This window comes from Okibacterium sp. AC114, from assembly GCF_979253355.1.
The window spans coordinates 1,676,150-1,692,601 of the sequence record NZ_CEEDBR010000001.1 but is presented as its reverse complement, the minus strand read 5'-3'; the positions used below and the strand labels follow the sequence as shown (position 1 = coordinate 1,692,601).

Here is a 16,452-nt window from a genome sequence, read left to right as displayed (position 1 = left end):
TGCGCGAGGAGCAGGCCTCTGCTGCCGCGGGGCGGTAACGCGGGCGTGCCTCGTTCTCACGGAGTTTCGGCGTCACTCCGGGTGCTGTCCGTGCTCGGCGCTCGGCCGGTCTCTTCCACCAGGGCGTCCCGGTTCGTCGCGTAGACGATGAGCCCGTCGAGGAGGCCGAAGTGATCGAGCCGCCTGGAAAGATCGGGACGCACGCGGCTGACAGCGAATCGGATGCCGCGATCGTGAAGCTTCTTCGAGACCGCGGCAAATGACTCGGAACCCGTGACGTCGACATCCGTGACGGCTTCGAGGTCGAGCACGATGGCGCAAGGAGCGGGATTCGCGTCGGCCAGGTCGCTCACCGCGCGCTCGAACGACGCCGCGTTCGCGAAGAAGAGCGGCGCGGCGAAACGCAGGATGACGGGCTCGCCGGGTGTGGGCTGGGGCGCCGCCGCACCATCTGCCCCCACGGTGTCGATAGAGGGCGAGGCCGCACGTTTGGCGAGGTTGATGAGCGCCAGTACGAAAGCGAGCAGGATGCCGAGGATGGGGCCGAGCAGCAGTGCGCCCAGGAAGCAGACGGCGGCCACGACGAACTCGAACCGGTCGGCCGACCAGAGCCTGCGCAGCTCGCCGATGCCGAGAAGCGGCAGGATGGCGACGGCCACGATGGCACCGATGGCGGGGGAGGGGATGTGCTCGAGCAGGGCCGTGCCGAAGAGGAGGAGGAGAAGCGTGCCCACGGCGGCGACGATCGAGGGCAACTGGGTGCGCGAGCCGATCTGGTCGAGCGCCGCGGTGCGCGAGGTGGACGAGCCGACCGTGAAGCCCCCCGAGACCCCGGCCGCCACGTTGGCCGCACCGAACGCGATCAGGTCTCGGTTGGGGTCGGTCGGATAACCGCGCTTCTCACCGTAGTTGCGCGAGACCAGCAGCCCCTCGGCCATGGTCACCATGGTGAGCGCCAGGGCGGATGGAATCAGGGCCAACCAGCTCGACCAGGGAAGCACCGGCCAGGACAGGGTGGGGAGGCCCGCTTCGATGGCGCCCAGCACCGAGACGCCGCGCGCCTCGAGCCCCGTCGTCACCACAACGATCGTGGACACGATGAGCACGGCGAGCGCCCACGGCACCTGGCGGCCGAGGCGTCGTCCCACGAGGAGCACGATGACCGAACCCGCCGACAGCGCGATCGAGAAGACGTTCGCGGTGCCGAGGCCCGAGATCAGCGCCGCGACCTTGTCGACGAACTCGGCGCCGCTGTCGATTTTGACGCCGAGCATCTTGGCGAGCTGGCTGACCAGGATGTCGAGCGCCAGGCCCCCCACGAACCCGATCAGGATCGGTTTGGAGAGGAAGCTGGCCAGGAACCCGAGTCGGAAGAGTGCGAAGAGCCCGAACATGAGCCCGCCGATGATGGCCTGCGCGAGCGCGAGGGTCGCGTAGTCGGCTCCGCCGGCCACGGCGAGCCCGCCGAGCGATGATGCGACGAGGGCGGCGGCCGCAGCATCCGGAGACGCCACCAGCTGACGGGACGACACGAGCAGGGCATAGACGATCGACGGCAGGATGAGTGCGTAGAGGCCCGCGGTGGCCGGCAGCCCGGCGATCTGCGCATAGCCGATGTTGAGCGGCACGGCGAGGGCGAGGAGCGTGATGCCTGCCGTCGACTCGCGCAGGGCCGTGCGCGCCGTGAGCCCCGGGAGCACGCGAAAACGAGATGCCACCGCGAGCCTCCCTCGTGATGGCAGGCCCAGATGCCCGCCGATGACCTCACTATAGGGGTGGGGCCGCGCGAGCACTACGGAGGCGGTGGTCGGCGCGCCCTGGTGGGCGTGTCGGCGAGCACGAACTTTGTCCAAACGCTGGCCCCCCGGGCGGGGGGAGCCATAGGTTAGCGTCCAAGGGGAAAACACCCCGCCAGGAAAGGACCGGATATGGCTGATCTGATTGTGATTGCGTTCGACGACGAGGCAAGCGCCGAGGGGGCGTATAACGAGATCCAAAGTTTGCAGACCGACCTCGTGGTCGAACTCGCCGGGCTCGCGCTGGTAAAGGTGGACCACGAGGGCAAGGCCCACGTCGAGACCCCCGGTCCGGCCGGAAAAGTCGGCGTCGGCGCCGCGAGCGGTGCCCTGTTCGGTGCGCTCATCGGCCTGTTGTTCTTCGTGCCACTGTTCGGCCTGATCTCGGGCGGCCTCTTCGGTGCCCTGTTCGCGGGGCTCGACAAGACGGGCATCGACCAGCAGTTCCGCGACCGCGTGAAGCAGAGCGTCGCCGAGGGCAAGTCGTCGGTCGTCGTCTATGCGCTGAAGCTGACCGAGGACAAGTTCGCCGCAGCGCTGGCTCCTTACGGCGGTCACGTCGTGCAGACGTCGCTGTCGACCGAGGACGAGAAGGCCCTCATCCACGACCTCGGCGCCACGGCGTAGGTAGCACCCACACGCCCGGTCGACGGGCGCGTGACAGTGAGAACGGGATGCGGCGATCGGCGCGAGAGCGTCGGCTTGCCGCATCCCGTTCGTGCGTGAGGGCCTCGCATGCTTTCCACAAGACAACTTGCACAAGAGTTCTTGTTAATCGTAGGGTGGGGTCGTGAATCCATCCCCGAAGAAGAAAAACACGATCGCGGTCGACGATCCGAAGGCTATGCGCGCTCTCGCGCACCCGCTGCGTTTGAAACTCCTGAGCGAGCTGCGCATCACGGGCCCGCAATCGGTGGGGGAGCTGTGCGGTGTCGTCGATGCCGCGCCGGGCTCCGTGAGCTACCACCTGGGTGTCCTTGCCGAGAACGGTTTCGTCGAGCCGGCCCCCGAGCTCGCACGCGACGCCCGCGAAACCTGGTGGCGCGCTCGTCACGCCTGGACGACGATCCAGCCGACGGGCCCCGACGCGGCACCCGAGGAGCGGGTCGCCAGCCGGACCCTGCGTCACGGCATCCTGCAGGCCTATGTCGCCGAGGCATCCGCGGCCCTCGAGCGTGAGGAGACGCTGCCGGCCGAGTGGGTCGAGGCGGCGGCGTCGGGCGATGCCGTCGCACATCTCACGGCATCCCAGCTGGCGGCCTGCGGTGAGGAACTGCGCGCCGTTGCGGCCAAGTGGGCCGAGATCGGGGCGCGGCCGGGCGACGACACGTCCCCGGCCATCCTCATCTACCAAGCCTTTCGCAAGGCCTGATTCGTCGTGCGTGCGCTGTTCGGCGTCTTGTCGGCGCTGGCGCTGTCCAAGGCGGGTAACGCGATCGTGATGGTAGCCGTGCCCCTCTTCGTACTCGAGCGAACGGGTTCGGCCGCGGCGACGGGTGTCGCGGGCATGTTCTCGACGTTGCCGGTGGTCGTCGGTGGCGTGCTGGGTGCCCCGCTCGTCGATCGATTCGGTTCACGGCTCTCATCCATGGTCGCTGACACCCTCAGCGCCCTGTGCGTGATCGCCGTGCCGATCCTCGCGATGATGGATGCTCTGCCGTTCGGGCTTCTGCTGGCGCTCGTGTTTCTCGGCGGCATCTTCGACACCCCGGGCGACACCGCGAAGACCGTCGTGCTGCCCGAGCTGGGCGAGCGGCGCGGATGGTCGCTCGATCGCGTCACGGGCACCAGTTCGGCGATCCAGCGCAGTTCGGCTCTCGTCGGCTCAGCGGTCGCGGGGTTCGGGGTCGCGGTCGTCGGGGCCGGCAACGTCTTGTTCTTCACGGCCGGCATGTGTGTGGTCGCGGTCGTGGTGATCGCCCTCTCGCTGCCCGCTCGGCGCCTGAGCATCGCGAAGGCCAAGGATGAGGCCGTGGTCCCGGCGGAGAATGCCGTGGCGTCCGCTCCCGCGACGCAGCCGCCGCTCGTATCCGACACCGGCGAGGACGGTGCCCGGAGCCCTGCGGCGGATAACCGCGGTTTCTGGTTCGGACTCGCGTTCCTCTGGCGCACGCCGCTCCTCCGCGCCCTCATCCTGCTCATCCTCGTCACCAACGCCATCGACTCGGCGAATCTCACGGTCATCATGCCCATCTGGGCCACGGGGGTTTCGGCCAACGGGGCGCTCTTCGGGTTCATGGTCGGATGCTTCTCCGCCGGCGCGTTGGTCGGCGCCGCTCTCTTCCCTCTCGTCGCCTCCCGGCTCCCGCGCCGACGTTTCCTCGTGATCGCGCTGGCTTTGGCCGGGCCGCCGCCCTTCGTCGCGATGCTGGTTGGAGCGCCGCCCGTCGTCGTGCTCGGCATCCTTTTCGGTGCGGGGCTCGCCGCGGGGGCCATCAACCCGATCCTGCAGTCCACGCTCTTTCGGCAGATTCCGGTGGATGCTCGGGCCCGCGTGTTCGGGGCGACCACCGCCGTCGCCGCATCCGCCATGCCGCTCGGCAGTCTTGTCGGAGGAGCTGGGGTCGCACTCTGGGGCCTGGCACCCGTGCTGCTCGGAGCTGCCCTTCTGTACGTGCTCCTCGCCCTCGTGCCGGCCCTCGGCTCGGTGTGGCGGGGCCTCGAACGCCCGGTTGTCAACGGGCCGAGGCGGGCACCGATGCCGAGTTAGAGTGACGTATGCCCGTGAGCGTACGATCCCTCGAAACAGCCGTGCCGAAAACGATCATCAGACAACCCGATGTGCGGGATCTGTTTCGTGCTCAGCCCGGCATGGGGCGCCTGGCCCACCGGCTGATCGGGGCGGCGTTCGACGCCTCGGCCATCGAGACGCGGCACACGGTGCTCGACGAACTGGGTGGCGAGTTCGCCGCTCACGCTGACGCTGACGCTGACGCTGAGGGTGTCTTCGTCGACCGCGCGACGGGTGTGCTGCGCAACCCGACGACGGGGGTGCGCAACGAGGTCTACATCGACCGGTCGCCCGAGCTGTTCCTCGCGGCGGCAAGGCGTGCGCTCGAGACATCCGGTGGTCTGACGGCGGCCGATGTCACGCATGTCGTCACCGTCTCGTGCACCGGCTTCTTCGCGCCCGGCCCCGACTATCGCCTCGTGCGCGACCTCGGCCTGCGTGCGTCGACGCAGCGCTACCACCTCGGTTTCATGGGCTGCTACGGCGCCTTCCCGGCCTTGCGCGCGGCCCGCGACTTCTGCCTGGCCGACCCGGATGCCGTCGTGCTCGTCGTCTCGGTCGAACTCTGCTCTCTGCACATCTCGTCGTCGAACGACCCCGACACCATCGTCGCGTCGTCGGTTTTCGCCGACGGTGCCGCCGCCGCGGTCGTGACGTCGCGCGAGGCTCCTGCTGGACACCCCGTGCTCGACCTCGACGCTTTCGAGACCGTCCTGACGCCCGTCGGCGAGACCGATATGGCCTGGAAGATCGGTGACCACGGCTTCGAGATGGTGTTGTCGAGCTACGTGCCTTCCATCATCGAGAAGCACATCGAGGGCGCCCTCGACCCGCTGTTGGCGCGCCTGGGGGAGTCGCGGCCCGAGGCCAGTGCCGATATCGAGCGGTGGGCGATCCATCCGGGTGGGCGCAGCATCCTCGACAAGGTGCAGGATGCCGTGAAGCTGAGTGATGCTCAAATGGTCGAGTCGCGGCGCGTGCTGCGCGACTACGGCAACATGTCGAGCGCGACCGTGCTGTTCGTGTTGCGCGAGATTCTGCACGACGGGGATGCTGCGGGCGCGGGCTCAAGCACGGGCGAGAGCACAAGCGAGAGCACAAGCGAGAGCACGAGCCGGAACGCGGGCAACGAACGCGTGTGCGCCATGGCCTTCGGCCCGGGCCTCACGGTTGAGAGCGCCATCCTCACGAAGCGGGTCTCCGGATGAGCCGCGCGACGGGCACGAAACCGCTCGCTCCGGCATCCAACCGGCGCCGCCCCGATTTCTCCCGGCGCGACACGAGTCTCGTCGAGCTCATGGACGACCCGCGGTGCGACGCCGCCCTGCTCGACGCCACCTATCGCGACTTCCGCGTGATCAACGCGCTCGTGTCGGGGTGGAAGGACGTTTACCGCAGTCGCATCCGCCCGCGCCTGTCGGCCACGCGCGAGAACACGCTGCTCGACATCGGTTCGGGCGGCGGCGACATCGCCCGCTCGATCGCGCGCTGGGCCCACCGCGACGGGTATCGCCTGAGCGTCACGGGCATCGACCCCGATGAGCGCGCGTATGCGTTCGCCGCCTCCCGCCGCGAACGCCCGGGCGTGCGCTTCGAGGCCGCCTCCAGCCGCGACCTCGTCGAACGCGGCGAGCGCTTCGACATCGTCACCTCGAACCACCTGCTGCACCACCTCGACGACGCCCAACGCGCGGACCTGCTCGCCGACTCCGAGGCCCTGGCCGACCGTTTCGTCGTGCACAGCGACCTCGAGCGCTCGCCCGTCGCCTATCGGGCTTACCAGATCGCCACCTGGCCGGTGTCGCGTCGCTCCTTCATCCATGTCGACGGGCTGTTGTCGATCCGTCGCAGCTTCCGTGTCGACGAGTTGGCGCGCGTCGCCCCGGCCGACTGGATCGTGTGCGGACAGAAACCGTTCCGCGTGCGCCTCGAATTCGACGCCGCTGCCCGAAGGCGGGGTGCTTCCCGTGCGTGATCTCATCGTCGTGGGAGGCGGTCCGGTCGGGCTGATGATGGCGGCCCTCGCCGCCGACCGCGGTCTCGACGTGGCCGTGTGGGAGAAGCGCGAGCAGCCGGCGACCCTGTCCCGGGCCATCGGCATCCACCCGCCCGCTCTCGGCATCTTCGAGCGCCTGGGCCTGGCCGATCAGCTCATCGCCGAGGGCATCCCCATTCGCCGCGGTGTGGCTCGAAGCGGTGGGCGCACGGTCGGCACGCTGTCGTTCGGGGGAGTGTCGGAGCGCTTCCCGTTCGTCCTCTCGCTGCCGCAGTACCGCACCGAGGCCAACCTCGAGCAGAAGCTCGCCGAACTCGCACCGGAGGCCCTCCACCGCGGCATCTCGGTCTCGGGCATCGAGGAGCACCCCGGCCATGTCACCGTCACGGGCACCGCGTCCGATGGCAGCACGGTCACCGAGCGTGCGCGTTTCGTCGTCGGCTCCGACGGGCCGCGCAGCACCGTGCGGCGGTTGCTCGGCATCCGCGTGGCCACGAGGTTCTACCCCGACACGTTCGTCATGGGCGATTTCCGGGATGACACGGGCGACGAGTCCGACGCCATCATCCACCTCGAGCGGCGCGGCGTGGTCGAATCGTTCCCGTTGCCGAGCGGCCTGCGCCGTTTCGTCGTCGCCACCGACGCCATGATGGAGCAGCCAGACGCCGATCATGTTGCGGCCCTCGTGGCCGAGCGCACGGGCGCCGCGGTCGAACCCTCGAGCAACCTCATGTTGAGCGCGTTCACGGTGCGGCGTCGTTTCGTCGAACGCGTGCTCGGCCGGCGGGTGGCCCTGATCGGCGACGCGGCCCACGAGATCTCGCCCATCGGCGGTCAGGGCATGAACCTCGGATGGTTGGACGCCCAAGCCCTGCTACCCATCATCGCGACCACGGTGCGCCGGGGTTCGGTCTCGCCCGATCGGGCCGCGGACTACGCCCGCGAGCGGGGTATCGCCGCTCGTCGCGCAGCGCGACAGGCCGAGATCAACATGGCGCTCGGCCGACGCGCGTCGTCGCTGACGGTCGCGGGGCGCAACCTGGCGCTCGGGGGACTGCTGAAGTCGCCGGCATCCGGTCTTCTCGCGCAGGTCTATGCGATGAAGCTCATCTAGCGAAGCCGTCTGGCGCGCACCTTCACGCCTTCGCGGCACAGCGCACCGGTGGGCGGGGCTCGTCTAACCCGCGGCCGCCAGGATGGTGCCGCCGCTGAGCGCGAGCTGCGCAACCAGTACGAGCGCCGACACGATGATGAGTTGGAACAGCAGACGGCTCGGCGGCCGCGTGAGAACGAGCACGACGCCGACCACCGCGATCGTGCTGACGACGACGAAACCCGCAACAGCGAGCACGCTTGGCCCCGTCGCGAAACCCGCGTCGATCACCGGGCCGAGCATGACGAAGGCCGCGCCGACGACCAGCGCAACGAAGGCGATCGTTCCCGTGGCACGCCGCCCGAGGCGGTGCGGCAGCCCCGAAACACCCGTGCGCGCGTCGTCGTCGAGGTCGGGCAGCACATTCGTGAAGTGGATGGGGATGCCGAGCACGGCCCCCGTCGCCGTCGCCCACCAGGCCGCCGCGGACGGCTCGGCGGACGCGAGTGTCACAACGCTCGGCAGCAGCCCGAAGCTCACGAGGAACGGCACGAGTGAGAGGGCCGTGCGCTTGAGTCCGGCGTTGTAGGCCCACCCCGAGGTGATGAGGATGGTGTGGGCGATGCCCGTGCCGACGCCGAGCGCGAAGGAGAGCGCGACAGCCAGAGCGGCGGTGACGAAGGCGGCGTTGCGCACCGTCGACGCGGGAATAGCGCCCGAGGCGATGGGTTTGTCGGTGCGCCCGACCGCGGTGTCGCGCCGGGCATCGATCCAGTCGTTCGACAACCCGATGGACAGCTGGCCGGCCAGGATGGCGAGGCCCACGAGCACGACGCGCCAGGCATCCAGACCAATCGCTACGCCCAGGATGATCGACAGCGTCGTGACGGCGACCGTCGGGCCCGGATGCGAGGACAGCGCGAGCAGCCTGGCCCGCCCGAGCACGCTCATCGGCGAGGCCAGCTCACGTCGAATGGGGGAGTCGGGCTCACGCCGCGTCGGCGGGCACGCGCACGATCATCGCGCCGGGTTCGATGCGGGCGTTGAAAGCCACGACCTCGCCGAACGTGTCGCCGTCGAGCTCGATCTCCTCGGGGCGCGAGAAGCGGGCGACGAACGTGGTGCCCGTCTCGTAACGGATGTCGCGGTCGTTTTTGCGCTGGCCGGCGAGGGCACGGCCGGCCTTGGTGCGCATGACGACGCCATTGGTCCAGGCCACTTTGAGCCACACACGAACCCAGCCGAGCACACCCTTCGGGCGCATCATCATGACGTCGAAGAGGCCGTCGTCGACCTTCGCGTCTGGCAGCAGCAGAATGTTGGCGGGCAACGAACCGCAGTTGCCGAGGATCAGCGTGTGCACGGTGCGGCGCTCGGGCCGATGCCCGTCGAGCTGGAAACGCACGTGCAACTCGTTGGGGTCGCGCAGCGAGGTCACGATGGCCTTGACGTAGGCGGCCCAGCCGGCCTTCTTCTTCAGGTCGTCGTCGGTGTTCTTGATCATCTTGGCGTCGATGCCGAGTCCGGCCATGACGACGAAGACGTGCTTCTCGCGCGTGCGGTCGGCGCGCTCGATGTCGATGACGCCCAGGTCGATCTCGCGATCGGATCCCGTGAAGGCGTATTGCACCGAACCGGGCATGTCGTTCAGGGTCAGGTGCAGGTTGCGGGCCAGCAGATTTCCGGTGCCGGACGGCAGCAGGGCGACGGGCACGTTCGTGCCACGGACAGCCTCCGAGACGGCGCGCACGGTTCCGTCGCCGCCCGCCGCGAAGATGAGATCGGCACCGTCGTCGATGGCGGTGCGGGTGACGCCCTGTCCGACATCTTCGATGGATGTCTCATACCAGCGCGTGTCGCCCCACCCGGCGGCCGCGGCCTCCCGGTTGACGGTTTCGCGCAGCTCGTCAAGGTCGACCTTGATCGGGTTGTAGACGACGGCGGCGGTTTTCGTGGCTACATCGGTCATAAGACATCCTCGGGTTCGGGTCAGGCTCTACCTTATGTGGGCGGACGATTCGGGCCGGCAACCGGGCGGGGGCTACCGGCCGGGGGAGTAAGCATGCTAGCGCGCCCGGCGCGCGTGGCTCATCGGGCGCGCGTCACCGGATGCCGTGGCCCGGATGCGTGTCGTCGTAGCGCTGGCGGGCGTCGGCGATAGCGGCGCGTTCGGCCAGCGACCAGTCGGCGAGCGCCTTGATCAGGTGGGTCAATCGCGCCCCCGAGTCGGTCAGCGCATAGGACACCTGCGCGGGAACCGTGGGGTAGACCGTGCGGTTCACGAGACCGTCGCGTTCGAGCCGACGCAGGGTGAGCGTGAGCATGCGTTGCGAGATGCCGTCGATGGCGCGCTGCAACTCGAGAAACCGGCGCTCGGATGCGCCCAGCTCGGTCACGACCATGACCGTCCAGGTGTCGCCGACGCGGTCGAGCATGTCGCGGATGCCGCAATCGGGGTGGTCGCTCGCGCCGCACGGGTCGAGGGTGGCGGTTACTTCGGTGTGCGTCACTGACACGAGAGTGCCTCCTTGTGGCGGGCGAAACGGGCGAACACAATCAGCTTAGTTAGGCATCAGAACCACGAAAGGTCTCGTCTTGATTCTCGTCACCGGCGCCAGCGGCCAGCTCGGCCACGCCATCCTCACCGTCCTCTCCGAGCGGGGGACCACCGCGAAGGGGAGTAGCCGCTCGTCGTCGGCCCGCGGCCCCCTGATCGACTTCGATGACCCCGCGAGCATCTCGTTCGCGGGCGTCGAGACGCTGGTTCTCGTGTCGGCCGGGGAGGCGGAGGACGATGTCGTCGTCGCGCGGCACGAGGCGGCGATCGCGGCGGCCGAGCGGGATGGTGTCGGACATGTCGTCTACACGAGTCTGGCTTCGGAGGGCGACCACCTCGCGTTCGCGCTGGCGCATCGGTGGACGGAACGACGCCTGCGCGACAGCTCGCTGGTTTGGACCGTCCTGCGCAACGGGCTCTACGCCGAGCTGTTCGGTTCGCTCTTCGGCTGGGACGGTTCGCGCCTCACGTCGGCGTTCGGCGGCGGGGCCCTCGCGGCGGTGGCGCGGGCCGATCTGGCCGAGGCGGCGGCCGTCGTGGCCGAGCATCCTGAGCGGCACGTGGGACGCACCTACGACCTCGTCGGCGAACCGGTGACGGCGAATCACGTCGCGACCCGTCTGGGCGTCGAGCTCGTCGACGTCTCGCTCCAGAACAAGCGTGTCGAGTTGGATGCCGCCGGCCTGAAGCCCTTTCAGCCTGCGATGCTCCTGTCGATCTTCACGTCGGTGCGGCACGGTTTCTTAAGCGCATCGGGGAGTGATTTGCGTCTGCTCCTCGGGCGCGAACCGCTGGATGCCGTGCAGGTCGCAACCGAGGCGGCGAGCGCGGGACGCCCGTACGCGTAGACGGGCCCGTGCGCGGCCGGCTGAGGCGTCGAGGTCCTGCGAGAATGGCCGTATGACCTCGACGCGTTCGGCCCGAGCCCTGCGGGGCGCGCTGGCCGCGATCGTGTCGACGTTCGTGGCGTTGCTGTCGCACGTGGCGGGCGGGGGAGAGGTGCCCGGGCTGCTCGGCATCCTCGTGCCGCTGGTGCTGGCGACGGCCGTCTGCGTTCCGCTGGCCGGTCGACGTCTGTCCATCATCCGCGTGTCGGCTTCGGTGATCGCCAGCCAGATGCTGTTCCACATGCTGTTCGTTCTCGGGAGCGCCGGCAACGCGTCCGCGGCATCGGCAACCGGGGGAGCAGGTCACTCCGGGCACGAAGGCCACGGTTCGGCAACCGCACCGCTTCTGCTGGCGACTCCGGCCGGGGGCCCTGCCGCAGGTGTCCCCGCGCACGCACACGCCGGCATGTGGGCGGCTCACGCTGCGGCGGCCGCCGTGACGATCCTGGCGATCTATCAGGGCGAGCGGGTCGTTCGGCGACTTCGCACGCTCGCGGTCACGCTCGTGCGCGTTCTGTTCCCCGTCGTCTCCGTGATCCCCGTTCCATTCCGCGCCGCCGCTCGCGCGGACATCGAGACGGTCTCGCTTCCTCGGTCGCTCAGCGTCTATCCCTCCACCCGGTCGCGCCGCGGCCCACCCGCAGTCTTCTTCCCCTCACTCCCTCTCGCGACCTGAGCAGCGATTTCCGCTGCCGGTGACGCCGGATGCCGCGCCGTGCTGCTTCCGCGTTGCCGTGTCGCGTGCCGTGTTGCCGACGTCGACGCCTGAGAAGGCGTCGTCTCGGCGAGGTCATCGAGCGGTGCGGCTGCGGCCGGCCGCTCAGGAAGGAGCCACCGACCGTGGCCGAAAACAGAGACAACTCCACCCCGACATCCCCTCGACCCGCGCCCACCCTGATGCCCGATACGGGGCCAGACACCGACGCCGGCCCCGCCTGGAGCCCCACACCGCCGAGCATCGTCGCCAGCGCCCTGACGCTCTCGGTGCCGCTCGCGGTCGCGGCGACGCTCCTCGGCCTCTCGCTCACGGGCGAACTCGGCCGCGGCCAGTTGCTGACCAACCCGGGGGAGTTGGTCACCTGGGGTCTCCCCATAGCGCGCGTGCTGCACGACGCGGCCGCCTCGGTGACCATCGGTCTGCTCCTCGCCGCCACCTTCTGGCTCCCCGGTCAGAAGATCGCCCCCGGCCTCATGTCGTTCTCGCAGGCCAAGGCCGTGTGGTGGGCGAGCTGGGCGGCCTCCGTCTGGCTGGCGGCGGGCATCGCGGTGCTCGTCTTCACCGCCGCGAATTCGATCGGCGTGCCCGTGACCGCGCCGTCGTTCCCCACGACGTTCGTCTTCTATGCGACCCAGCTCGAGCTGGGCCAGACCATGCTGGTGTCGATGGGTTGCGTGGCCGCCGCACTCTCGATCGCCCTGCTCGCGCGGCGGCAGTCCTGGGTGGCCACGGCCGCCGTCCTCTCTGTCGCCGCACTCCTGCCGCTGTCGTTGTCGGGCCACGCCGCCGGATCGGACGAGCACGGCAACGCGGTCAACAGCTTGGCCATCCACCTGGTCGGCGTCACGGCGTGGGCCGGTGGGCTCGTCGCCGTCATCCTCCTGCGCAAGAAGGTCGGCGCCCAACTCGGCGCGGTCGTCGCCCGCTACTCGCTGCTCGCCGGTTGGGCTTTCGGTGCGGTCGCCTTCTCCGGTGTCGTGAATGCATCGCTCCGCATCAGCTCCCCGGCCGACCTCGTCACGCCCTACGGCATCCTGCTGATCGTGAAGGCGACGGCGCTCGTGCTGCTGGGCGTGGCCGGCGCGTGGCATCGCCTGCGTCTCATCCCGCGGCTGCGGCGCGACCCCTCCGACCGATCGGCTTTCGTGCGCCTGGCCGTTGGCGAGGTCGTCGTCATGGCCGTGACCATGGGTGCGTCGGTGGCGCTGTCGCGCAGTCAACCGCCCGTGTCTCAGGAACCGGTGGCCGACGACATCCGCCATCGCCTGCTGGGTTTCCCGTATCCACCCGATGTCACGCCGCTCCGCATGTTCATGGAATGGCATATCGACTGGATGTGGGCGGGCCTCGCGCTCGTCGGCGCCGGCTGGTACGTGTGGGCGGCCCTGCGCGTGCGGCGACGCGGTGACAGCTGGCCCCTCGGTCGCATCGTGTCGTGGGTGGCCGGGTGCGCAGCGCTCATCTATGCCACGAGTGGGGGACCGGCCGTCTATGGGCAGGTCCACTTCAGCACGCACATGCTGCAGCACATGACGCTCATGATGGTGGTGCCGCCGCTGCTCGTGCTCGGCGGGCCGGTCTTGCTGGCGATGCGCACGCTGCCCGCGCGCAACGACGGCGGCCGCGGCATCCGCGAATGGATGCTCATCCTGGTGCACTCACGTTATCTGCGCGTTCTATCGACCCCCGCCGTCGCCGCCGTGCTCTTCGCGGGCAGCCTGGTGGTCTTCTATTACACCGGATGGTTCGAATGGGCCATGTTCGCGCACCAGGGCCACGTGTTCATGACGGTGCACTTCCTGGCGACCGGATACCTCTTCTTCTGGGTGCTCATCGGCATCGACCCCGGGCCGAACCGCCCCACTCACCTCATGCGCCTGCTCGTGCTGCTCGCGACGCTGGCCTTCCACGCCTTCTTCGGCCTCACGATCATGGCCAACTCGGCCGTGCTCGCCGAGGCGTGGTGGACGGCGCTCGGGGGAGCGACGACCGCTCAGCTTCTCGCCGACCAGGGCGTGGGCGGCGGCATCGCGTGGAGCGCGGGGGAGATCCCCACGGTGCTGATCGCGCTCGTCGTGGTGGCGCAGTGGGTGAAGAGCGACGAGAAGTCGGCGAAACGCTACGACCGACGCGCCGAGCGGGATGGAGACGCGGAGCTCGTCGCGTACAACTCCCGGCTGCGGCGCCTCGGCGATGACGATCAGGGCAGACCCGATCAGGAAAGCTCGCACTGATCTCTCGCTGCGCGCCGTCGAGATATCGATCCGAACTCCGTCCTCTCGTGACCGTGCCCACCCGTTCGTGCCGGCGTCTTAGTCCTCTCTCGTCGGCAGAGTGACCGTGACGGTGTGCAGCTCGCCGGTGAAGCGGAACGGCACGTCGTAGTCGCGCACGACGGGCGTGCCCGACGTTTCGCCGATGTCGAGAGTTTCATCGGCGGACACGCGAACGGGAACGGTTTGCTCGATGCGTCCCCGTGCCACCTCGGCGCCATCGACGCTCAGCACCGCGGTGCCGCCGCTGCCGGGGGCTCCTCCGTCGTACTCGAACGCGACGACGATCTCGTGGTCGCCGGGTGGGAGGGCCGAGTCGCCGGAGATCGTGTACTTGTGCTCGGGGTAATGTGATCGCGCGTATGCATAGACCGGCCGCCCGCCGAGGAGGTAGAAGGCGTTTCCACCGAACCAGCCGCCCTGGGTGAGCAGCATCCCCTCGGCTCCGCCCTGCGGAATCGTGACCTTCGCCGTGATGCGATAGGAGCGGTTCTTCATATCGGGCGCCATGCCCTCGGTGATGCGGGAGGTGCCTGGGTAGTAGGTGTACTCGGTGCGACCCACGTTGTGCGCGGGTCGGTTCTCCGGCCTCAAGCGCTCGATGTAGCGGTCGTCGAGCGGCAGCACCTGATTCTTGCGTGCCTCCTCGAGGAAGAGCTGACGCAATTCCTCCAGTTTCTCGGGGTGCTCGGCCGCGACATCTTTCGACTGTGTGAAGTCGTCGTCGAGGTGGTACAGCTCCCAGACGTATTCCTCGAACGGGTCGGGGGTCGACTCGCCCATGCCCACCCAGGGCAGGCGTTTCGGGGCCGTATTCGCCATCCAGCCGTCGTGGTAGATGCCCTGGTTACCGATCACCTCGAAGTATTGCGTGGTGTGGTGCTCGGGTGCCGCCGCGTCGTCGAAGGTCTGGTCGAGGCTGGCGCCGTTCAGGGGCAGCTGGTCGACCCCGTTGACGACGTCGGGCATGGGGATGCCGGCCGCGTCCAGGATCGTGGGCACGATGTCGGTGATGTGGGCGAACTGACTTCGCAGCCCGCCACCCTCGGCGATGCGCTCTGGCCACGACACCACCATCGAGGTGCGGCTGCCGCCGAGGTGCGAGGCGATCTTCTTGTCCCACTGGTAGGGCGCGTTCATTGCATGGGCCCACCCGTGTGAGAAGTGGTTCTGAAACCACATGCCGCCGAACTCTTCGATATTTTCGACCATGTAGTCTTCGCGGTCGACGAGCCCGTTCGCGAGCACCCCGATCTCGCTGGTGAGGCCGTGCCCGGTGGGATCTTCGGCGCTCGAACCGTTGTCGCCCTGGATATAGATGATGAGCGTGTTTTCGAGCTCGCCGAGTTCGTCGAGGGCGTCGACAACCCGCCCGATCTGGTGGTCGCAGTGCGAGAGCGCAGCGGCGTAGCACTCCATCTCGCGTGCGCAGACGGTCTTCATCTCGTCGGAGAGATCGTCCCAGCGGCGGTAGTGGTCGGGGGTGGGGTTGAGCACGGCGTCGGCGGGTATGACCCCCAAGTCCTTTTGCCTCTCGAAGGTGCGGATGCGCTGTTCGTCCCAGCCGTGATCGAACTGTCCTGCGAACTTCTCGATCCAGTCCCGGGGCGCATGGTGCGGGGCGTGCGCGGTGCCCGGCGTGTAGTAGGCGAAGAACGGTTTCTCGGGTCGGACAGCCTTCTGAGTGCGAATCCAGGTGATGGCGTGATCGGCCATGTCGGCGTCGAGATGGTAGGTATCCTCGCGCCCGAGGTAGGGGTCGACGGGCGTGGTGTTCTCGAAAACCGCCGGGCGGAATTGATGCGCATCCGCGCCCAGGAAGCCGTAAAAATACTCGAACCCGAGTCCTGTCGGCCACAGTGTGAACGGGCCGGCGGGGGTGGTGAGCCAGTCGGGCACGTTGTGGTTCTTGCCGAACCACGCCGTGCCGTACCCATTGGCGGTGAGGATCTCGCCGATCGTGCTGACGCTCTTCGACACAATCGAGTGATAGCCCGGGAATGGTGTCGAGAATTCCATGATGATGCCGGTCGAGGCCACATGATGGTTGCGGCCCGTGATGAGCGCTGCGCGGCTCGGCGAACAGAGCGCCGTGGTGTGGAAACGGTTGTACTTCAGACCGCGTTCGGCCAGACGCTTGTATGTCGGGGTGGGAACGGGCCCGCCGAACACCTCACTGGCCCCGAAGCCCACATCGTCTGTCATCACGAGTAGCACGTTCGGAGCCCCCTGTGGGGCACTCACCTCGCGCGGCCACTCGATCGGGTCAGAACCCGCCACTGTGCGGTCGATCTTCCCGATGTCTTGATGCGCAGGGATCGGTAGGTGTGTTCGGTCGGGCCAGTTCTCCGTTGTGTGAGTCGCCATAGTCCTTCCTAGCGCTCGGTCCGCTGCGGCACAA

14 protein-coding genes are annotated in these 16,452 nt (G+C 68.6%); 9 read left to right on the top strand and 5 right to left on the bottom strand.

Annotation, left to right across the window (positions count from 1 at the left end; all coding sequences use genetic code 11):
• Positions 1–56: 56 nt before the first annotated feature.
• Positions 57–1,718: a SulP family inorganic anion transporter gene (locus ACZ6IE_RS08015; protein ID WP_464607494.1), complete on the bottom strand. Its 1,662-nt coding sequence runs from the start codon at positions 1,716–1,718 to the stop codon at positions 57–59.
• A 210-nt stretch (positions 1,719–1,928) separates the two neighbouring features.
• On the opposite strand from ACZ6IE_RS08015, the gene ACZ6IE_RS08010 reads away from it, so the two are divergent.
• From ACZ6IE_RS08010 to ACZ6IE_RS07985, 6 genes are all read left to right on the top strand, one after another.
• Positions 1,929–2,423 carry a DUF1269 domain-containing protein gene (locus ACZ6IE_RS08010; RefSeq protein ID WP_464607493.1) on the top strand — a complete coding sequence of 165 codons (495 nt, stop codon included), beginning with the start codon at positions 1,929–1,931 and terminating at the stop codon, positions 2,421–2,423.
• Between the two features lie 163 nt (positions 2,424–2,586).
• Positions 2,587–3,168 (top strand): ArsR/SmtB family transcription factor, encoded by a 582-nt coding sequence (locus ACZ6IE_RS08005; protein WP_464607492.1) that lies wholly within the window; start codon positions 2,587–2,589, stop codon positions 3,166–3,168.
• Positions 3,169–3,174: 6 nt separating this feature from the next.
• Positions 3,175–4,506, top strand: a complete 1,332-nt coding sequence (locus ACZ6IE_RS08000; protein WP_464607491.1) for an MFS transporter — start codon at positions 3,175–3,177, stop codon at positions 4,504–4,506.
• Positions 4,507–4,514: 8 nt separating this feature from the next.
• Positions 4,515–5,735 (top strand): type III polyketide synthase, encoded by a 1,221-nt coding sequence (locus ACZ6IE_RS07995; protein WP_464607490.1) that lies wholly within the window; start codon positions 4,515–4,517, stop codon positions 5,733–5,735.
• Entirely contained in the window at positions 5,732–6,502 is a 771-nt protein-coding gene (locus ACZ6IE_RS07990; RefSeq protein WP_464607489.1) for a class I SAM-dependent methyltransferase, read from the top strand. Before ACZ6IE_RS07995 ends, ACZ6IE_RS07990 begins: the two co-directional genes overlap by 4 nt.
• Entirely contained in the window at positions 6,495–7,637 is a 1,143-nt protein-coding gene (locus ACZ6IE_RS07985; protein ID WP_464607488.1) for an FAD-dependent oxidoreductase, read from the top strand. Before ACZ6IE_RS07990 ends, ACZ6IE_RS07985 begins: the two co-directional genes overlap by 8 nt.
• Positions 7,638–7,700: 63 nt before the next feature.
• Here the strand turns inward: ACZ6IE_RS07985 and ACZ6IE_RS07980 are convergent, their stop codons facing one another.
• The 3 genes from ACZ6IE_RS07980 to ACZ6IE_RS07970 form a co-directional block, all read right to left on the bottom strand.
• Positions 7,701–8,561, bottom strand: coding sequence for a UbiA family prenyltransferase (locus ACZ6IE_RS07980; protein WP_464608612.1), 861 nt, complete (start codon positions 8,559–8,561; stop codon positions 7,701–7,703).
• 43 nt (positions 8,562–8,604) lie between these two features.
• Positions 8,605–9,585 carry a diacylglycerol/lipid kinase family protein gene (locus ACZ6IE_RS07975; protein WP_464607487.1) on the bottom strand — a complete coding sequence of 327 codons (981 nt, stop codon included), beginning with the start codon at positions 9,583–9,585 and terminating at the stop codon, positions 8,605–8,607.
• 133 nt (positions 9,586–9,718) lie between these two features.
• Positions 9,719–10,132, bottom strand: a complete 414-nt coding sequence (locus ACZ6IE_RS07970; RefSeq protein WP_464607486.1) for a winged helix-turn-helix transcriptional regulator — start codon at positions 10,130–10,132, stop codon at positions 9,719–9,721.
• Positions 10,133–10,211: 79 nt separating this feature from the next.
• On the opposite strand from ACZ6IE_RS07970, the gene ACZ6IE_RS07965 reads away from it, so the two are divergent.
• The 3 genes from ACZ6IE_RS07965 to ACZ6IE_RS07955 all read left to right on the top strand — a co-directional run bounded on the left by ACZ6IE_RS07965 (position 10,212) and on the right by ACZ6IE_RS07955 (position 14,012).
• Positions 10,212–11,021 carry a Rossmann-fold NAD(P)-binding domain-containing protein gene (locus tag ACZ6IE_RS07965; RefSeq protein WP_464607485.1) on the top strand — a complete coding sequence of 270 codons (810 nt, stop codon included), beginning with the start codon at positions 10,212–10,214 and terminating at the stop codon, positions 11,019–11,021.
• A gap of 52 nt (positions 11,022–11,073) precedes the next feature.
• Positions 11,074–11,736, top strand: coding sequence for a hypothetical protein (locus ACZ6IE_RS07960; RefSeq protein ID WP_464607484.1), 663 nt, complete (start codon positions 11,074–11,076; stop codon positions 11,734–11,736).
• A 164-nt stretch (positions 11,737–11,900) separates the two neighbouring features.
• Positions 11,901–14,012: a bifunctional copper resistance protein CopD/cytochrome c oxidase assembly protein gene (locus tag ACZ6IE_RS07955; RefSeq protein WP_464607483.1), complete on the top strand. Its 2,112-nt coding sequence runs from the start codon at positions 11,901–11,903 to the stop codon at positions 14,010–14,012.
• A gap of 78 nt (positions 14,013–14,090) precedes the next feature.
• On the opposite strand, the gene ACZ6IE_RS07950 is transcribed toward ACZ6IE_RS07955, so the two are convergent.
• Positions 14,091–16,418: an arylsulfatase gene (locus ACZ6IE_RS07950; RefSeq protein WP_464607482.1), complete on the bottom strand. Its 2,328-nt coding sequence runs from the start codon at positions 16,416–16,418 to the stop codon at positions 14,091–14,093.
• Positions 16,419–16,452 lie beyond the last annotated feature (34 nt).

Excerpts from the sequence above, each read along its gene's own strand:
- ACZ6IE_RS07990 (WP_464607489.1), top strand. The coding sequence starts at position 5,732 with ATGAGCCGCGCGACGGGCACGAAACCGCTCGCTCCGGCATCCAACCGG.
- ACZ6IE_RS07995 (WP_464607490.1), top strand. The coding sequence starts at position 4,515 with ATGCCCGTGAGCGTACGATCCCTCGAAACAGCCGTGCCGAAAACGATC.
- ACZ6IE_RS08010 (WP_464607493.1), top strand. The coding sequence starts at position 1,929 with ATGGCTGATCTGATTGTGATTGCGTTCGACGACGAGGCAAGCGCCGAG.
- ACZ6IE_RS07960 (WP_464607484.1), top strand. The coding sequence starts at position 11,074 with ATGACCTCGACGCGTTCGGCCCGAGCCCTGCGGGGCGCGCTGGCCGCG.
- ACZ6IE_RS07975 (WP_464607487.1), bottom strand. The coding sequence starts at position 9,585 with ATGACCGATGTAGCCACGAAAACCGCCGCCGTCGTCTACAACCCGATC.
- ACZ6IE_RS07950 (WP_464607482.1), bottom strand. The coding sequence starts at position 16,418 with ATGGCGACTCACACAACGGAGAACTGGCCCGACCGAACACACCTACCG.